This is a genomic window from Acidithiobacillus sp. (assembly GCF_049965315.1).
Taxonomy (GTDB): domain Bacteria; phylum Pseudomonadota; class Gammaproteobacteria; order Acidithiobacillales; family Acidithiobacillaceae; genus Acidithiobacillus_B.
Genome location: NZ_JBMFWL010000002.1, coordinates 17619 through 33711, shown reverse-complemented (window position 1 = coordinate 33711; position 16093 = coordinate 17619). Strand labels below are relative to the sequence as shown.

At 65.4% G+C, this 16093-nt stretch carries 15 protein-coding genes; all 15 read left to right on the top strand.

Translation table 11 applies throughout. From position 1 onward, the window contains the following. Window positions 1–12 precede the first annotated feature (12 nt). The 15 genes from ACP5MM_RS00950 (at window position 13) to pepP (ending at window position 16093) form a co-directional block, all read left to right on the top strand. Window positions 13–2079 (top strand): hypothetical protein, encoded by a 2067-nt coding sequence (locus tag ACP5MM_RS00950; RefSeq protein WP_427933962.1) that lies wholly within the window; start codon window positions 13–15, stop codon window positions 2077–2079. 3 nt (window positions 2080–2082) lie between these two features. After that, window positions 2083–2763, top strand: coding sequence for a YdbL family protein (locus tag ACP5MM_RS00945; protein WP_427930721.1), 681 nt, complete (start codon window positions 2083–2085; stop codon window positions 2761–2763). Continuing rightward, window positions 2748–3575, top strand: a complete 828-nt coding sequence (locus ACP5MM_RS00940) for a 3'-5' exonuclease (RefSeq protein ID WP_427933961.1) — start codon at window positions 2748–2750, stop codon at window positions 3573–3575. The genes ACP5MM_RS00945 and ACP5MM_RS00940 overlap by 16 nt, the downstream gene beginning before the upstream one ends. Further along, window positions 3562–4887 carry a 23S rRNA (uracil(1939)-C(5))-methyltransferase RlmD gene (gene rlmD / locus ACP5MM_RS00935; RefSeq protein WP_427930723.1) on the top strand — a complete coding sequence of 442 codons (1326 nt, stop codon included), beginning with the start codon at window positions 3562–3564 and terminating at the stop codon, window positions 4885–4887. Before ACP5MM_RS00940 ends, rlmD begins: the two co-directional genes overlap by 14 nt. Further along, the gene (locus ACP5MM_RS00930) at window positions 4868–5410 is read left to right on the top strand and encodes a L,D-transpeptidase family protein (RefSeq protein ID WP_427930724.1); all 543 of its coding nucleotides are present in this window, start codon (window positions 4868–4870) and stop codon (window positions 5408–5410) included. Before rlmD ends, ACP5MM_RS00930 begins: the two co-directional genes overlap by 20 nt. Next, window positions 5411–7504 carry an APC family permease gene (locus ACP5MM_RS00925; protein ID WP_427930725.1) on the top strand — a complete coding sequence of 698 codons (2094 nt, stop codon included), beginning with the start codon at window positions 5411–5413 and terminating at the stop codon, window positions 7502–7504. Beyond that, entirely contained in the window at window positions 7501–8541 is a 1041-nt protein-coding gene (nagZ, locus tag ACP5MM_RS00920; RefSeq protein ID WP_427933960.1) for a beta-N-acetylhexosaminidase, read from the top strand. The genes ACP5MM_RS00925 and nagZ overlap by 4 nt, the downstream gene beginning before the upstream one ends. Window positions 8542–8716: 175 nt before the next feature. Then, window positions 8717–9118: a 30S ribosomal protein S6 gene (gene rpsF, locus ACP5MM_RS00915; protein ID WP_427930727.1), complete on the top strand. Its 402-nt coding sequence runs from the start codon at window positions 8717–8719 to the stop codon at window positions 9116–9118. A 15-nt stretch (window positions 9119–9133) separates the two neighbouring features. Then, complete coding sequence (rpsR, locus tag ACP5MM_RS00910) at window positions 9134–9415, top strand: 30S ribosomal protein S18 (protein ID WP_427930728.1); 282 nt, start codon at window positions 9134–9136, stop codon at window positions 9413–9415. A gap of 15 nt (window positions 9416–9430) precedes the next feature. Beyond that, window positions 9431–10348, top strand: a complete 918-nt coding sequence (locus tag ACP5MM_RS00905; protein ID WP_427930729.1) for a DUF2232 domain-containing protein — start codon at window positions 9431–9433, stop codon at window positions 10346–10348. 34 nt (window positions 10349–10382) lie between these two features. Continuing rightward, a complete protein-coding gene (gene rplI / locus ACP5MM_RS00900; RefSeq protein ID WP_427930730.1) occupies window positions 10383–10829 on the top strand; it encodes a 50S ribosomal protein L9 in 447 nt (148 codons plus the stop codon). Window positions 10830–10859: 30 nt separating this feature from the next. Further along, window positions 10860–12236 (top strand): replicative DNA helicase, encoded by a 1377-nt coding sequence (gene dnaB / locus ACP5MM_RS00895; protein WP_427933959.1) that lies wholly within the window; start codon window positions 10860–10862, stop codon window positions 12234–12236. Between the two features lie 21 nt (window positions 12237–12257). Continuing rightward, window positions 12258–13352 (top strand): alanine racemase, encoded by a 1095-nt coding sequence (gene alr / locus ACP5MM_RS00890; protein WP_427930732.1) that lies wholly within the window; start codon window positions 12258–12260, stop codon window positions 13350–13352. Continuing rightward, window positions 13349–14704 (top strand): DNA repair protein RadA, encoded by a 1356-nt coding sequence (radA, locus tag ACP5MM_RS00885; protein WP_427933958.1) that lies wholly within the window; start codon window positions 13349–13351, stop codon window positions 14702–14704. Before alr ends, radA begins: the two co-directional genes overlap by 4 nt. A gap of 57 nt (window positions 14705–14761) precedes the next feature. After that, on the top strand, window positions 14762–16093 hold the full coding sequence (gene pepP, locus ACP5MM_RS00880) for a Xaa-Pro aminopeptidase (protein ID WP_427930734.1): 1332 nt from the start codon (window positions 14762–14764) through the stop codon (window positions 16091–16093).

Sequence of the window (16093 nt, the reverse complement as noted above, 5' to 3'; positions counted from 1 at the left end):
ATCCGCGCCGCGGTGCGAAAGGGCATCCCTTTCCATCCTTGGCCGCCCCGCCTGCGGGTGGCCTTGCCGGTCCTTCTCGGCCTGCTTTTCGCCCTGCCCGCCGGCGCCACGGACCTGGAGATTCAGGCGACGGAGATCGCGGGGGCGAACTGGTCGCTGCGCAACGTCCATCTGACGGCCAAGCCCGCCGGGCCGGGATTTTCCGTGGAATTGGATACGGGCCGGCTGCAGCTTTCCCGCCAGCGGGCATGGACGGGCGCCGCCCTGCGCTGTGCCCGTCTGGATAGCCGTTCCGGTTGGTCCTGCGCGTCAGGACGGCTCGCCCTGCAGGGCAGCCCCTGGGGACCTCTCGGCGGGCGGTTTTCGGCGGCGGTGCTGCAGGTCGGCGGAAACGCCTCGGCCCGGCTCAGGATGCAGGGGCAGAGGCCGGGCTGGCTGAATCTGGATTGGCGCGCCGTGGCGGGCCGCTGGACCGCCCGGGCGCAGGGGGATCTTCAGGTGGCGCCGCTCCTCGCCGGCGCCGGTTTCCTGCCCAAGGGCTGGCAGGCGCAGGGCCAGAGTACGCTGACGGCCCGGGCGGCGGGCCCGCGCTGGACCCGGGCCGACCGCTTTGCCCTGCATCTGCAGGGGCAGGGCCTGGGCTTCAGCAACGCTGCCGGCCTGCGGGCGGCTGAGGGTGTGCAACTGGAGATGGGGGCCGCAGGCAGCAGGGGCAAGACCTGGTCCGGTACTGCGCAATTGCGCTGGCGCAAGGGGGCCGTCTTGTGGAGTCCCTGGTACTGGAGCGCCCCGGCCGCGCAGCCCGTCAGCAGCCGCTTGCGCTGGCGCCTAGGGGCAAGGGATCTGCACCTGACGGCCTGGCAGATCATCTGGCCAGGGCTGGGGAGCGCCCGCGCTACGGCCCGCATTCCGCGCAGGAGTGGCATGGCGCGGTGGCAGGTGGAGCACGCAGACCTGGCAGTGGGGCCCTTTTACGCCACCTGGGTCAAGCCCCTGACCGCTGCGGGCGGCCTGGCCGCTGACTTGCAGGCCCAGGGCAGGTTGCGCTTTTCCCTGGACTGGCAGGGCGGCCTGCGGGCCATAAGCTGGCAGCTTACGGATGGCGGCTTGGGGGATACGCAAAAACGCATCGCCATCCAGGGCCTGGCATCGCAGGGGCGCTGGGCGGCCCAAGGGCCGGCGGCGCAGGCTAGTCTGGCGTGGCATGCCGCCGAACTTTATCGTCTCCCCGTGGGGTCGGTGGATGGCCGTTTCCGCCTGACCGGGAAGGGCTTTTCCCTGCTCCAGCCGGTGCAGATCGCCCTGCTGGGCGGATCGCTGCGGGTGCAGCAACTGGACGGGAGCTGGAGCGGGCCCCAGGCGGGCTTCCGCCTGGCCGGCGCCTTGCAGAATGCCGACTTGACCGCCCTTGCCACCGCTTTCCATTGGCCGCCTTTCACCGGCAGGGTGGCGGCCGTCATCCCCGAATTGCGCTACGCCCAGGGGAGTCTGGAGACCAGCGGCCTGCTCTCGGCGCAGGTCTTTGGCGGCAATGTCCTGGTGCAGGATCTGCGCATCCGCAATCTCCTGGGCGCCGTTCCCATCCTCACCGCCGATGTCCAAATGCGCGGTCTGCAACTGAAGCCCCTGACGCAGGCCTTTCACTTTGGCTTCATCAGCGGCGTTCTCGATGGCGACGTCCACGACCTGCGCCTGTTGAACTGGCGGCCGGACGCCTTTTCCGCCCGCTTTTATACGGTGCGCAGTCCCGACGTGGCGCAGCAGATCAGTCAGGCCGCCGTGCAAAACCTCACCCGGCTGGGGGGCGGCAACGGGGTGTCCGGTTTTTTTCAAACCTTGTTCCTGCGGATGTTCAAGACCTTCCACTACGCCCGTCTGGGTATGGGCATCACTCTCCACGACAATGTCGCCGAACTTTCCGGAGTGGGCCGTGAGAATAAGGGCTTTGTCATTTTACAGGGGGAAGGGCTGCCACGGGTCGATGTGGTAGGGTACAATCGGCGCGTCGGCTGGTCGGAGCTTCTGGCTCGCTTGGCGACGGCCATGCACTCCGGGGCTCAGGTAAAGACAGGGGAATAAGCGATGAACATTGCAAGAACGATGAACGGACGGCATGGCCGAGCCTTGCTCGGCTTGATCCTGGCCCTGGCTCTGAGCGCCTGTGTGACGGTGAATATCTACTTCCCCGCCGCCGCCGCCCAGAAACTGGCCGACAAGGTGGTGGAACAAGTATATCAGGCGGAGGCCAGGAAGCCGGCGGTGGCGGCGCCGGGGATTTCCACGGCCCCGGCGGTATCGGCGCCCACGCGCTCCGCCGTGGGTCCGCTGAGCATGCTCTCCTCTCCCTGGCATCTGGCCGGATATGTGCTGAATCTCGGATTCAGCAGCGTGAGCGGACAGGCCAGCGCAGCGGCCAACCTGGATGCGAGCAGCCCGGAAGTGGTGGCGGCCAAGGATCGTCTGGAAGACTTCGTGCCGCAGATCCGCCCGTACCTGCAAAGCGGTGCCGTAGGTTTCACCGCCGCCGGCCTGGTGGCCGTCCGTGACCTGAATGCCGTGCCGCTGGCCCAGCGGGCCCAGGTCAGCGCCCTGGTGGCTACCAACAATACCCTGCTGCAGAACCTCTATCAGGCCATCGCCAATGCCAACGGTCACCCGGAGTGGGAGGCGCAGATCCAGGCGACCTTCGCCCAGGCCTGGATCAACAAGGCGCCTCCGGGCAGATGGTTTCAGAACAGTGCCGGGCAATGGCAGCAGAAATAAGCACGCCATCCTTGCGCAACACCCTGGTTTTCGACATTGAAACCATCCCCGACGTGGCCGGCGGACGGCGTATCTACGGCTTGAGCGATGGCGACGATCAGGGCGTGGCCGAACTGCTGCAGCATCAGCGTCGGATCGAGACCCTGGGTGCTTCGGAATTCATGCGCCCCCATCTGCATCGGGTCATTGCCATTTCCGCCCTGTGGTGGCATGGCGAGCAGGTCAAGCTCAGCAGCTTTGGCGCAGTGGAGGACGATGAACCGCGCCTGGTGGCGGCCTTTTTCCAGTTCATCGAGCGCCACGCGCCGCAACTGGTTTCCTGGAATGGCGCCGCCTTCGACCTCCCCGTCCTGCATTATCGCGCCCTGCTCCATGGCATCCCCGCCGCCCGCTACTGGGAGCAAGGCCAGAATGACCAGAGCTACCGCTGGAACAACTACTTGAGCCGTTACCACGAGCGTCATCTGGATCTCATGGATGTCCTCTCGGGTTTCCAGGGCCGCAATGTGGTGCGCTTGCAGGAAATGGCCCTCCTGCTCGGCTTGCCGGGCAAGCTGGGCATGTCGGGTGGGGAGGTCTGGACGCGCTATCAGGCCGGCGAGATGGCCGCCATCCGCCAGTATTGCGAAGTGGATGTATTGAATACGGCCCTGATCCATCTGCGTTTTGAACTCACCCGCGGCCACCTCGATGCGGCTGCTTATGGGACCCGGCAAGGGCAATTGCGCAGCCATCTCCTCAGCCGTGGCGAACCCCACCTCGCCGAATTCCTTACCCTCTGGCCCGAGGATCTTCCCCATGTCCAAGGGTAAAGCGATACGCAATGCCGCTCCCGAGCGGATGGAGATCAGCGCGCTGGACGCCGAGGGCTTTGGTGTGGCGCGGGTGGAGGGCAAGGTCGTCTTTGTGGACGGGGCCCTGGCCGGCGAGCGCGTCTGGGCCCGCCGCACGGAACACAGCAGTCGTTTCGACCGGGCCGAAGTGCTTGCCGTGGAGCGAGCGTCGGCGCAACGGGTGACGCCGCCGTGCCCGCACTTCGGCCTCTGTGGCGGCTGTACCCTGCAGCACCTGGAGCCCAGCGCCCAGGTCGCGGTCAAACAGCGCCAGATGGAAGAAAACCTGTGGCGCATCGGCAAGGTGCGGCCGGAGCGCATCCTGCCGCCCATCTTCGGTCCCAGTCTGGGCTATCGCAGCAAGGCGCGGCTGTCGGTGCGGGTGCCCAAGAGCCGCGGCGCCTTGGTGGGTTTCCGCGAACGGCGCAGCAGTTACGTAGCGGATATGGGCTATTGCCTCACCCTCGATCCCCGCGTGGCCCACCTGCTCCTCCCCTTGCGCGCCTTGGTGGCGAAGCTCGGCGAGCCCCAGGGGATTCCGCAGATTGAAGTGGCCTCCAGTCCCGAAGTGGTGGCCCTGGTCGTCCGTCATTTGCTGCCCTTGAGCAGTCAGGATGTCGCGCTGCTGCGGGAGTTTGCGCAACAGCATGGCGTGCAGCTATGGTTGCAGTCCGGCGGCCCTGCCACCATTCACTGCGTCTGGCCGCCGGAGCCGGCGCCCCTGCGTTACCGGCTCCCGGAGTTCGATGTCAGCCTGCGTTTCGACCCGCTGGTCTTTACCCAGGTCAACCAGCCGGTGAACCAGATCCTGGTGCGTCGGGCCATGGCCCTGCTTCAGCCCCGGGCCGGGGAGCGGATCCTCGATCTTTTTTGCGGTCTGGGGAATTTTACCCTGCCCATCGCCCGCCTGGGCGCAGAGGTCCTGGGGGTGGAAGGCGATGCGCGTCTGGTGGCCCTGGCCGGTGAAAACGCCGAAAACAATGGTCTACAGGCATTGGCCCGTTTTGCCGTGGCCGATCTTACCCGCATCGGCCCGGAGGACCTGAGCGCTTGGGGCGCCGTGGACAAGATGCTCATCGATCCGCCCCGGAGCGGTGCCATGGAGGTCCTCAAGGCCTTGGGAGAGGTGCATCCCGAGCGCATGGTCTATGTATCCTGCAACCCCGCCACCCTCGCCCGGGATGCGGAGTATCTCGTCCACGTGCGCGGTTATCGGCTGGTTGCCGCCGGCGTGGTCAACATGTTTCCCCATACCGCCCATGTGGAATCCATTGCTCTCTTCCAGCGCTGATCCCCAAGGCCAGTGGCTGTGGGTGGATGTGTCCCGGCAGCAACTGGGGATCATGGCGGGTTGGGAAGCGGCGCAGACCTTTCCCATCTCCACGGCGGCCAATGGCCTGGGGGAAAGCCGGGGGAGCGGCTGCACGCCGCGCGGCTGGCATACGGTGCGGGCGCGGATTGGCGAGGGGTTGCCCGGCAATGCGATCTTGCGGGGGCGGCGCTGGACGGGGGAGTGCTACACGCCGGCCCTGGCCGCCGGGCAGCCGGCCCGCGACTGGATCCTGGGGCGTATTCTCTGGCTTTCCGGCCTGGAGCCGGGGCGCAACCGGGGCGGGCGGGTGGATACCTTTCGTCGGTATATCTATATCCACGGTACCGCCGACGCAAGCCATCTCGGCGAGCCGGTTTCCGCCGGCTGCGTGCGCCTGTCCAGCGATGATATGCTGACGCTGTTTTCCCAGGTTGCTGTCGGCGTGCCGGTTTTTATTGATGATGAACCGCCGCAATCCTTTCTTTCTCCAGGGAGGTCGTGAATGGCCTGGATACGTTTTCCCCGCTTTACGCAGGCCGTCAATGTATTTAATCCCAAGCTATTCGACAATCTCTCCCTGGCTGCCTTCCTCGCCTGGGTCGGGTTGGGTTCCGACGCCCTATCCTCATCGGCCTATGGTCCGCCGGAGATTTACTACGCCTTGAAAGGGCATGAATATCTCTCGGTAGTCCTGGCCATTGGTATTCCTGTTTCCGTGTTTATCATCGCTGCCGGATACAAGCAGGTCATTGCGCTGTTCCCCGGCGGCGGCGGTGGTTATCACACCGCGTCGACCTTGCTCGGGCGCAAGGCCGGGTTGGTGAGCGGTTCTGCCCTGATTGTCGATTATATCCTTACCGCCGCCATTTCCGTGGCGTCCGGCACCGAGGCCTTGCTGAGCATCCTTCCCGCTTATTGGTATCAGGAACGCATTTATCTCGATGTCGTGATATTGCTTTTCCTGGTCTTTATCAACCTGCGCGGCATGAAGGAGTCCATCAAGGTCCTGCTGCCCGTTTTCATGGGTTTCATCCTCACCCATATCCTCGTCCTGGGCTGGGGGCTGATGAGCCATGTGAGCGATGTGCCGCAAATCGTGGACCATACCGTTGCCGGAGCAAGGCATGACAGCTTGCAGTACGGCTGGCTTTTCATCATCGCCCTGATATTCCGCGCCTTCAGCCTCGGCGGCGGAACCTACACCGGTCTGGAGGCGGTGGCCAACGGCGTCCACATCATGCGCGAACCGCGGGTGCAAACGGGCCAGCGGGCCATGACCTATCTCGCCGTTTCGCTCTCGCTGGTGGCGGGCAGCCTGATCTTTCTCTACCTCATGTATGATGTCCACGGGCATGAAGGGCAGACCCTGAATGCGGTTTTGTATAATGCCATCACCCATGGCTGGCACCTGGATGGCATCGATTATGGACAGTATGCGGTATTGATCACCCTCCTTACCGAAGGGCTTCTGCTGTATATCGCGGCCAATACCGGCATCATCACCGCACCCATCATCATGGCCAATATGGCGGTGGATCGCTGGCTGCCCGAGCGTTTTTCCTACCTTTCCGACCGCTTCGTCTCGCGTAATGGCATCTTGTTGATCGGCGCGGCATCCATAGCAATACTGCTGGCGACGGGAGGCCATGTGGGTGTCCTGGTCGTGCTCTACAGCATCAACGTCTTCATCACCTTTACGCTGACCATGGCGGGGCTGATGCACCATTGGTCGGGCAGCCGCGCGACGGAATCCAGGTGGCTGATAAAACTGGCCGTGAGTGTGGCAGGTTTTATCGTTTCCGCCAGCATTCTGGCCATTACCATTTTCGAGAAATTTGATCAGGGCGGCTGGTTTACCTTGTTGGTGACCGGGATCGTCATCGTTCTTAGTTATCGTATCTATCGGCATTACAAATCGTTGAGCAAAATCACCGAAGACCTGGATGAAACGATGATGGATGTCGTGCCCGAGGGGCTGGAACCGGGCGCTCCCTTACCGATGGATCCGCGCGGCGCTACGGCGGTATTTTTCGTCAGCCGCTTCGACGGTCTGGGCCTGCACACCCTCCTGACCGCCCATCGGATGGTCGGCGGCTTCGTCAAGAATTACGTCTTTCTGCTCGCCGGCATTGTCGGCCAGGGCGAATTCAAGGGCGTCAAGGCCATTGAAGAACTGAAAGTGTATGTCGAGGCGGAGGCCGCTCAATATGTGGCTTTCTGTCAGAGCGAGGGCATGGCCGCCACCTGGTTTGCCACTTATGCGACGGATCGCATCCAGGCCATGGAAGAACTGGCCAAGGTGGCCATCCGTTATTTCCCGCAAAGCATCTTTTTCGCGGGCCGTATTATCGACACCCCCTACCAGACCCCTTTCTGGGGCCTGCTCCACGACGAGGTGAGTTTCATTATCCAGGACCGTCTGCAGCATGATGGCTTCAGCATGATGATCATTCCCGTCCATGTGCGCGGGATCCCCAGCCAACCGCCGCGTATCGCCCTGCCCATTTCCATGCCGGAGAATCTCGTCCTGATCCAGGGGGACGATAAGGGTGAAGAGGTGCGGGGGAATGAGAAAGCGGCGGTGCAACCCTCATGAAACCGCCGGTCCTCCCCCGCGGGCCTTTGCTGGTGGACTTGGCCGGGCCGGTCCTGACGGCGGAAGAGCGGGAGCGGCTCCTGCATCCGGCCGTGGGGGGGGTGATCCTCTTTGCCCGCAACTGTCTGGATGCGGCCCAGGTGCGGGCCTTGTGCGCCGATCTGCACGCCCTGCGCCAACCCTCCCTGCTCATCGCCATCGATCAGGAAGGGGGGCGTGTCCAGCGCCTGACCGCAGGGGTGACGCGTTTTCCTCCCCAGGCCAGCCTCGGCCGTCTGTGGGACCAGGCGGGGATGCTCCCCGCCGTGACCATGGCGCGGGACTGGGGGCGTCTGCTGGGAGCGGAGTTGCGCGGCCTGGGGATCGATCTGGATTTCACGCCCTGCGTGGACCTCGACTGGGGGGTCTCGGCGGTCATCGGCGACCGCGCCCTGCATCGGGATCCGCAGGTGGTGGCCACCCTGGCGGAGGCGCTCTGGCAGGGCTTGGCGACGACGGGCCTGCGGGGCGTGGCCAAGCATTTCCCCGGCCACGGGGCGGTGGCGGCGGATTCCCACATGGTCCTGCCGGTGGACCGGCGTTCCTGGGCGGAATTGGCCGCCGCGGACCTCTACCCCTTTGCAGCGCTCATCGCGGCGGGTATTCCCGGCATCATGCCCGCCCATTGCCTCTATCCCGATGTGGATGATCAGCCGGCGGGTTTTTCCCGGCGTTGGCTACAGGATATCCTGCGTGAACAAATGGGCTTTGCCGGGGCAATCATCAGCGATGACCTGAGCATGGGCGGCGCCCATGGCCTGGGCGATGTCCCCGCGCGGGCGGCGGCGGCCCTGGCGGCGGGTTGCGACCTGCTCCTGATTTGTAATGATCCCGCTGCGGCGGATCAGGCCATGGCCGCCCTTGCTCCCCGGTCCTGGGCAGATCGCGCGCAACGCCTGGCGGGGCTGGCGGGTGCCGACCCTGGGGCGGGGCTAGCTGCGGAGGAGGCCGCCGCCCTGGCGAGGCGCATTGCGGGTCTGCATGCCTCCCTGTCCTGATGGGCATTGCCTGCCGGCGGGCTCGCTTGCTGCGGCCGCAAGACGGTTTTTTTGAATGCACGCCGTTTTAACCCCTTGTTTTTCCCGCCTCGCGTATTAGAATACGCCCTCACCTTTATCTCCTTGCTCGAACAAATGGTGTTCGGGCTCCACCGTGAACCGTAAGGAGCGCATTTTGCGTCATTATGAAATAGTATTTTTGGTCCATCCGGATCAAAGCGAGCAGGTCCCCCAGATGGTCGAGCGCTATCGCGGCATGATCGAAGGGGACGGCGGTCATATCCATCGTCTGGAAGACTGGGGCCGCCGCCAGTTGGCCTACCCCATCAAGAAGGCGCACAAGGCCCATTACGTCCTGATGAATATCGAATGCACCGGTGCCGCCCTGGCCGAACTCGAAGATGCCTTCCGCTTCAGCGATGCCGTTCTTCGCCACCTGGTGCTGGCCCGCGCCGAGGCCGTCACCACTCCTTCACCCCTGGCCCGTGACGAAAACGAGCGCCGCGAGCGCAGCGATGACGTGGTGACCGAGACGGAAAGTGAAACCAACCCCAGCGACATGCTGGTAGCCGAATAAGGCCGGAGGCAGGACATGGCATTCAATCGAGACAAGGACAGGGATCGGGACAGCGATGGCGACAAGCGCGGCGGCGGTGGCAGTTTCTTTCGCCGCCGGAAGTTTTGCCGCTTCCGTGCCGAGGGCGTCAAGGAAATCGACTACAAGGACCTGAAAACATTGCAGGGTTATGTGGGCGAAACCGGCAAGATCGTCCCCAGCCGCATTACCGGCACCAGCGCCCTCTATCAGCGGCAACTGGCTACGGCCATCAAGCGCGCGCGCTTTCTGGCCTTGCTGGCCTACGTCGTGCGCTGAGGGCGATACGGCCCCGTGGCAGGGCGAGGGGATGCAGCGGCTTTGCAATGGTTCCTGCGGGGGCGTTGGCAAGCCAGCCTGACGCTGGCGATGACGTTTACCCTGGCGGCCTTGCTGCCGGTTCTGGCCGGACCGCTGCTCCTGCTTTGCGCCAGCCTGGTGGCGCTGGTGGTCACCCAGGCGGGGCGGCGCGAGAGTCTGGAGGTGCTGGCCATCGCCGGCGTGGCGACGGCGCTCTTCACCCTGGATCCCTCCTATGCCCTGGCCTTCGGCCTTGCCGCCTGGTTGCCGGGGCGATTGCTGGGAGAGGGCCTGCTGCGCCGTCAGGACTGGTCGGGGGTGGCCTGGGCCGCCCTGCTGCTGGCCCTGGGGACTCTGGCCTTGACCTTATGGGTCATTCCCGGAGCGCAGGGGGAGGCCTTCTGGCAGGCGCAGGTGGCGCGGGCCACGGCCTCCGTGGTGAAGGATCTGGGGCCGGTACAGCGGCAGATGCTGGGGGAACTGGCGCGGCTGATGCCCGCCTTGCTGGCATCGGCCATGGGGCTGTTCTGGGTGCTGGCCGCCCTGCTGGCCAGCCGCTGGCGCGATCGGCTGCTCGCTCATTCCCAGCCCGAGCGCTCGTTTCGTGATTGGACGGTGCCTGGACCGGTGCTCTGGCTCTTTTCGGCGGCCGTCCTGTCGACCTGGGCGGTCCACGGTCCGCTGCTCTGGCTGGCGCAGAATCTCGTGTTGCTCCTGGGGAGTTTTTATTTGCTCCAGGGCCTGAGTCTCATCCATCTGTGGTTTGCCGCCCGGGCATGGCCGCGGGCGGCCCTGGTGGCTTTTTATGTGGTGCTGGTGCTGCTGTCGCAGGTTCTCCTGCTGACCAGTTTTCTAGGCTTGCTGGACCGGATTTTCCATTTGCGCGAACGCATCTCGGCGCGTCGTTCCTAATGGGTGATGCTTTGATTTTTGGGAGGATGGATTGATGAAAGTGATCTTGCTGGAACGCATTAACAAGTTGGGGCGGCTGGGCGATGTGGTGGAGGTGCGGCCCGGTTATGGACGGAATTTCCTGGTTCCCCAGGGCAAGGCGGTAGTGGCTACGAACGCCAGTCTGGAGGCCTTCCAGGCGCGCAAGGCGGCCCTGGAACAGGCCGAGTTGGCGCGCTTGCAGGCGGCCCAGGCCCGTGCCGCCGCCCTTGCCGATCTGGTGGTCAAGATCGCCATTCAGGCGGGCGAGGACGGACGCCTCTTCGGTTCGGTGGGCTTGCATGACATCAGCGCCGCGTTGCTGGCCCTGGGTCAGGAAGTGGCCCATGGCGAGATCCGTTTGGCCGAAGGTCCCATCAAGCGGGTCGGCGAGTATCCCGTACGGCTGCATTTGCATCCGGAAGTCGAGCTGGAGGTGATGGTGCACGTCAGCCGCGCGTGATGCCGTACCCTGGCAGCCGGTCGGCTGGGCATGGATAGGGCGGAGGCCTTGGGGGGAGGCGGCGTCAAGGCCCCGCCCCATGCGGCGGAGGCGGAGCAGTCGGTGCTGGGCGCCGTGCTCATCGATCCCGGCAGTTGGGATCAGATCGCCGAGATCGTCACGGAATCGGCGTTTTACGAGCGCCGTCATCGGCTGATCTTCGCGGCCATCTCCGCCATGATGGGGGAAGGTCGGCCCGTTGACGCCATCACCATTTCCCAATACCTGCAGGATCGCGAACAGCTCGCCGATGCGGGCGGTTTGCAATATCTGATCCTGCTGGCCAATGAAACACCCTCGGCGGCCAATGTGGGGGCCTATGCGCAGATCGTCCGCGACCGGGCGATGCTGCGCGACCTGATCCAGGTGGGACGGGAAATCGCCGAGTTGGCCTATCATCCCGAGGGGCGCGACGCGCAGGCCTTGCTGGATGAGGCGGAGGGCAAGGTGTTTCGCCTGGCCGAAGGCCAGCAGCGCGGCAGCGAAGGCTTTACCCAGTTGAAAACGGCCCTGCCCCAGGTGATCGACCGCATCGAGCGCATCGCCCGTGAAAAGAAAGGCATTACCGGCCTTTCCACGGGTTTTGCCGATCTCGACGAAAAGACCTCGGGCCTGCATCCGGGGCAACTCATCATCATCGCCGGCCGCCCGAGCATGGGCAAGACCTCCTTCGCCATGAATATCGCCGAGCATGTGGCCTGTATCGAAAAGGCGCCGGTGGCGGTGTTCAGCATGGAGATGCCCACGGAGGAGATCGTCCTCCGCGCCCTTTCTTCCCGGGGCCGCGTGGATCAGCACCGGTTGCGCAATGGCACCCTCGGCAATGACGACTGGCCGCGCATCGCCCATGCGGTGGGCGAGTTGAGCACGGCGCCCCTCTTTGTGGATGACTCGGCGGCGTTGACGCCGGTGGAGTTGCGCTCGCGGGCGCGACGCCTCAAGCGCGATCACGGCCTGGCCCTGGTGATCGTGGACTACCTGCAGCTCATGCAAGTGCCGGGCCGGGCCGATAACCGGGTGGCCGAGATCTCGGAAATCAGCCGCTCCCTCAAGGCCCTGTCCAAGGAGTTGAGCATTCCGGTCGTCGCCCTCTCCCAACTCAATCGCGGGCTGGAAAACCGGACCGAAAAGCGGCCGCAGATGGCGGATCTGCGCGAGTCCGGGGCCATCGAACAGGATGCGGACCTCATTCTTTTCCTTTACCGTGATGAGGTTTATTTCAAGGACAAGGAGGAGGTCAAGGGCATTGCCGAAGTGATCATCGGCAAGCAGCGCAATGGCCCCATCGGCTCGGTACGCATGAGCTTTTTTGGAGAATATACCCGCTTTGAAAACTATGCCCCGCCCATGGACCACTTTGCTTCCTGATCGCGCGCCGGGCAGGCCGTCATGAGCCGCCCCATCGTTGCGCAGATTTCGGCCGGTGCCCTGCACCATAATGTGGGGGTGGTAAGGGCGCGGGCCCCGGGTTGCCGGATCATGGCCGTGGTCAAGGCCGATGCCTACGGCCATGGGGCGGCCCTCTGCGCGCCGGTGCTGGGCGCCGCGGGGGTGGACGCCTTTGCCGTGGCCTCCCTGGAAGAGGCGCAGCAGCTCCGTGCCCTGGGCCTGGAGCAGCCCATCGTCCTCCTCGAAGGTCCCTTTGCGGCGGAGGAGCTGGAGCTGGCGCTGGCCTTGCAACTGACCCTCGTCGTGCATGACTGGCGGCAGTTGCAGTGGCTCGAAGCGCGCGCCGGGGCGGCGCCCGCGCTTTTTTTCCTCAAGGTGGACAGCGGGATGCACCGCCTGGGTTTTGACCCTTCCGCCTTGACGGAGATCTATGCCCGCCTGCGCGCCTTTCCGGCCTGGCGCGTGCTGGGCCTGATGAGCCACCTGGCACGCCCCGATACCCCGGCAGATCCCTATAATCAACGCCAGATCAACGCCTTCGCCGCCGCGGTGGAAGGTGCCGATGACCGTCTGGAGGGGCAGCACTCCCTGGTCAATTCCGCCGCGCTCCTGGCCCTGCCGGGGCCCCATTACACCTGGGTGCGCCCCGGCCTCATGCTCTACGGGCTCTCGCCCTTTTCCGGGCGGGACGGCGCGGATCTGGGCCTGCAGCCGGTCTTGTCCTGGCGCAGCAAGCTGATCGCCGTCCATGACCTCGTCGCCGGAGATTGGCTGGGCTATGGCGCGGCGTGGCAGGCGGCTGGCCCGCGGCGGGTGGGGGTGGTGGCGGCGGGTTACGGGGATGGGTACCCGCGGGGAGCGGGGACGGGAACACCGGTGCAGGTGGCTGGTCAGCCGACGGTGACCCTCGGGCGGGTGAGCATGGACATGCTTTTTGTGGACCTGACGGACCTGCGCGCCGGCGTGGGCGACCCGGTGGTGCTCATGGGACGCGCCGGACCCAGCGTGGAAAGCCTGGCCGAGCGGCTGGACACCATTCCCTATGAACTGAGCTGCCGCATCCAGGCGCGCGTGCCCCGGGAACGGGTGCCGTGACCCGCGCCAAATCCATTTACGTTTGCCAGGATTGCGGCGGCGTCAGCAACAAATGGCTGGGCCGCTGCCCCGACTGCGGCGCCTGGAACAGCCTGGTGGAGCAACGGGCGGAAAAGGGCGTCGCCAAGGCCTCTACGGCCTATGCCACCGCCAGCCCTCCCCAATGGCTCCACGAGGTGCCCCTGGAAGACGCCGGGCGCATGGCCACCGGCCTGGGAGAGTTGGATCGGGTGCTGGGCGGCGGACAGGTGACCGGAGCGGCCATCCTGCTGGGGGGCGATCCCGGCATCGGCAAATCCACCCTGCTCCTGCAAGCCGCTCATTACATGGCCCAGGCCTGTTCGGTGCTCTATGTGACGGGGGAGGAGTCGGCGGCCCAGGTGGCCCTGCGCGGCCAGCGCCTCGGCCTCGGTTCGAGCCATATCCGGGTGGTGGCGGAAAATCACCTGGAGGCCATCGAGGCACTGCTCAGCCGGGAGAGTCCCGCCGTGGTGGTGGTGGATTCCATCCAGACGGTCTATACGGATACCCTGCAGTCGGCCCCCGGCTCGGTGTCCCAGGTGCGCGAATGCGCGGCCCGCCTGGTGCGCCACGCCAAGGCCAATGCGAGCACCGTCTGGCTGGTGGGCCACGTCACCAAGGAGGGGGCCATCGCCGGCCCCCGCGTCCTGGAGCACATGGTGGATACGGTCCTGTATTTCGAGGGGGAGGCGGGGAGCCCCTATCGCATCGTGCGCGCCATCAAAAACCGCTTTGGTGCGGCCAACGAACTGGGGGTCTTCCAGATGCAGGAGGCAGGGCTTACGGAAGTGGCCAACCCCTCGCAACTTTTCCTTTCCCAGCACGAGGGACCGGTGCCGGGCAGTGTGGTCCTGGCCACCCAGGAAGGGACGCGGCCCTTGCTGGTGGAGGTGCAGGCCCTGGTTACTCCCAGCCCCTTGGCGAACCCGCGCCGGGTGGCCATCGGCCTGGACCCCAATCGCCTTTCCCTGCTGCTGGCCATACTCCATCGCCACGGCGGCAGCGCCTTTTTCGACCAGGACGTCTTCGTCAATATTGCCGGCGGGGTGCGGGTGAACGAGCCGGCGGCGGACCTGGCCGTGGCCCTGGCCTTGCTCAGCAGCTTCCGCAACCGGCCGGTGAGCGGGCGGCGGGTGGTCTTCGGCGAGTTGGGCTTGGCCGGCGAGGTGCGCGCCGTGGCCGGCAGCGCCGCGCGCTTGCGCGAGGCCGTCAAGCTCGGTTTCCACGGCGCGATCCTGCCCCGCGCCGGGGTGGAGCCGGCGCCGCGGGGCTTCACCCTGGCCCCGGCGGCCCGCCTGGGGGATGCCATTGCGGCGGCCTTCGAGATCTAGGGACGTCGCCCCCGGTGGCCCGCTATGCCATAATGGACACAAAATGGAGGTCTGCCCATGCGTTCGTTGTCCTTGCCCCGTCCCGATTACCTGGCTCGCCGCCGTCGCCTCATGGCGCAAATGGGGCAGGAAGGAGTCGCCATCATCCCGACGGCTATGGTCAAGGAGCGTAACGGCGATGTGCAATATCCCTTTCGCGCCGATAGCGATTTTGCCTACCTGACCGGTTTCACCGAGCCCGAGGCGCTCCTGGTGCTGGCGCCCGGCCACCCCGACGGGGAGCAGATTCTCTTCTGTCGACCCGCGGACCCGCAACGGGAAGTCTGGGAAGGCCGGCGTGCCGGCCTGGAGGGCGCACGGCAGCAATGCGGGGTGGACCGGGTGCTGGGCATCCACGAGGTGGACGAGATCCTGCCGCAACTGCTGGAGGATCGGGAGATCTTGTTTTATCCCATGGGCCGGCAGGCAGACTTCGATGCCCGGGTCCTGCATTGGCGCAACCTGGCCAAGGCCAAGATCCGCCAGGGCATCCGCTATCCCCGGGAAGTGGTGGACGGCAGCGAGCTGATCCACGAGATGCGCCTGTTCAAGGATGCCGCCGAGGCCGAGATCCTGCGCGCGGCGGTGGGGATCAGCGGCGCCGGCCATCGCCATGCCATGCGCTCCTGCCGTCCCGGGCTTACGGAGTATCAACTGGCAGCGGAGATCGAATACGTCTTTCACCGTCTCGGGGCGCCTTCTCCTTCCTACCCCAGCATTGTGGGTGGCGGCGTCAACGCCTGCATCCTGCATTACACGGAAAATGACGACGAGCTGCGGGATGGCGATCTGGTACTCATCGATGCGGGGGCGGAAGTGGGAGGCTATGCCGGCGACATCACCCGCACCCTCCCGGTCAACGGCCGCTTCAGCCCCGCCCAGCGGGAGATCTACGAACTGGTCCTGGCCAGTCAGGAGGCCGCCATGGCCGCCCTTTCCGTAGGCCGCGCGGTGACGGATTATCACGACGCCGCCGTGCGGGTCCTCGCCCAAGGGCTCATCGACCTGGGCATCCTGGGGGGGGGGCTGGATGAGGTCCTCGAAACGGCGGCCTACAAGCCCTTTTACATGCACCGTACCGGTCACTGGCTGGGCATGGATGTGCATGACGTTGGACACTACCGGGTCAACCGGAAGGAGTGGCGCACCCTGGCCGCCGGGATGGTGCTCACGGTGGAGCCGGGCCTCTATTTCGCGCCCGACAATCCGGCGATCCCGGAGCGCTGGCGCGGCATCGGCATTCGCATCGAGGATGACGTCCTGATCGGTGCGGATGGCCCCGAAATCCTTTCCGCCGATGTGCCCAAGAGCATTGCCGCCGTAGAAGCGGCCATGGCCATCGGACATTGA

What these genes read in the sequence shown, in the direction of transcription:
- pepP (WP_427930734.1), top strand. Translation starts at nt 14,762, where the DNA reads ATGCGTTCGTTGTCCTTGCCCCGTCCCGATTACCTGGCTCGCCGCCGT.
- ACP5MM_RS00945 (WP_427930721.1), top strand. Translation starts at nt 2,083, where the DNA reads ATGAACATTGCAAGAACGATGAACGGACGGCATGGCCGAGCCTTGCTC.
- rplI (WP_427930730.1), top strand. Translation starts at nt 10,383, where the DNA reads ATGAAAGTGATCTTGCTGGAACGCATTAACAAGTTGGGGCGGCTGGGC.
- nagZ (WP_427933960.1), top strand. Translation starts at nt 7,501, where the DNA reads ATGAAACCGCCGGTCCTCCCCCGCGGGCCTTTGCTGGTGGACTTGGCC.
- rlmD (WP_427930723.1), top strand. Translation starts at nt 3,562, where the DNA reads ATGTCCAAGGGTAAAGCGATACGCAATGCCGCTCCCGAGCGGATGGAG.
- rpsR (WP_427930728.1), top strand. Translation starts at nt 9,134, where the DNA reads ATGGCATTCAATCGAGACAAGGACAGGGATCGGGACAGCGATGGCGAC.
- alr (WP_427930732.1), top strand. Translation starts at nt 12,258, where the DNA reads ATGAGCCGCCCCATCGTTGCGCAGATTTCGGCCGGTGCCCTGCACCAT.
- ACP5MM_RS00940 (WP_427933961.1), top strand. Translation starts at nt 2,748, where the DNA reads ATGGCAGCAGAAATAAGCACGCCATCCTTGCGCAACACCCTGGTTTTC.
- dnaB (WP_427933959.1), top strand. Translation starts at nt 10,860, where the DNA reads ATGGATAGGGCGGAGGCCTTGGGGGGAGGCGGCGTCAAGGCCCCGCCC.
- ACP5MM_RS00925 (WP_427930725.1), top strand. Translation starts at nt 5,411, where the DNA reads ATGGCCTGGATACGTTTTCCCCGCTTTACGCAGGCCGTCAATGTATTT.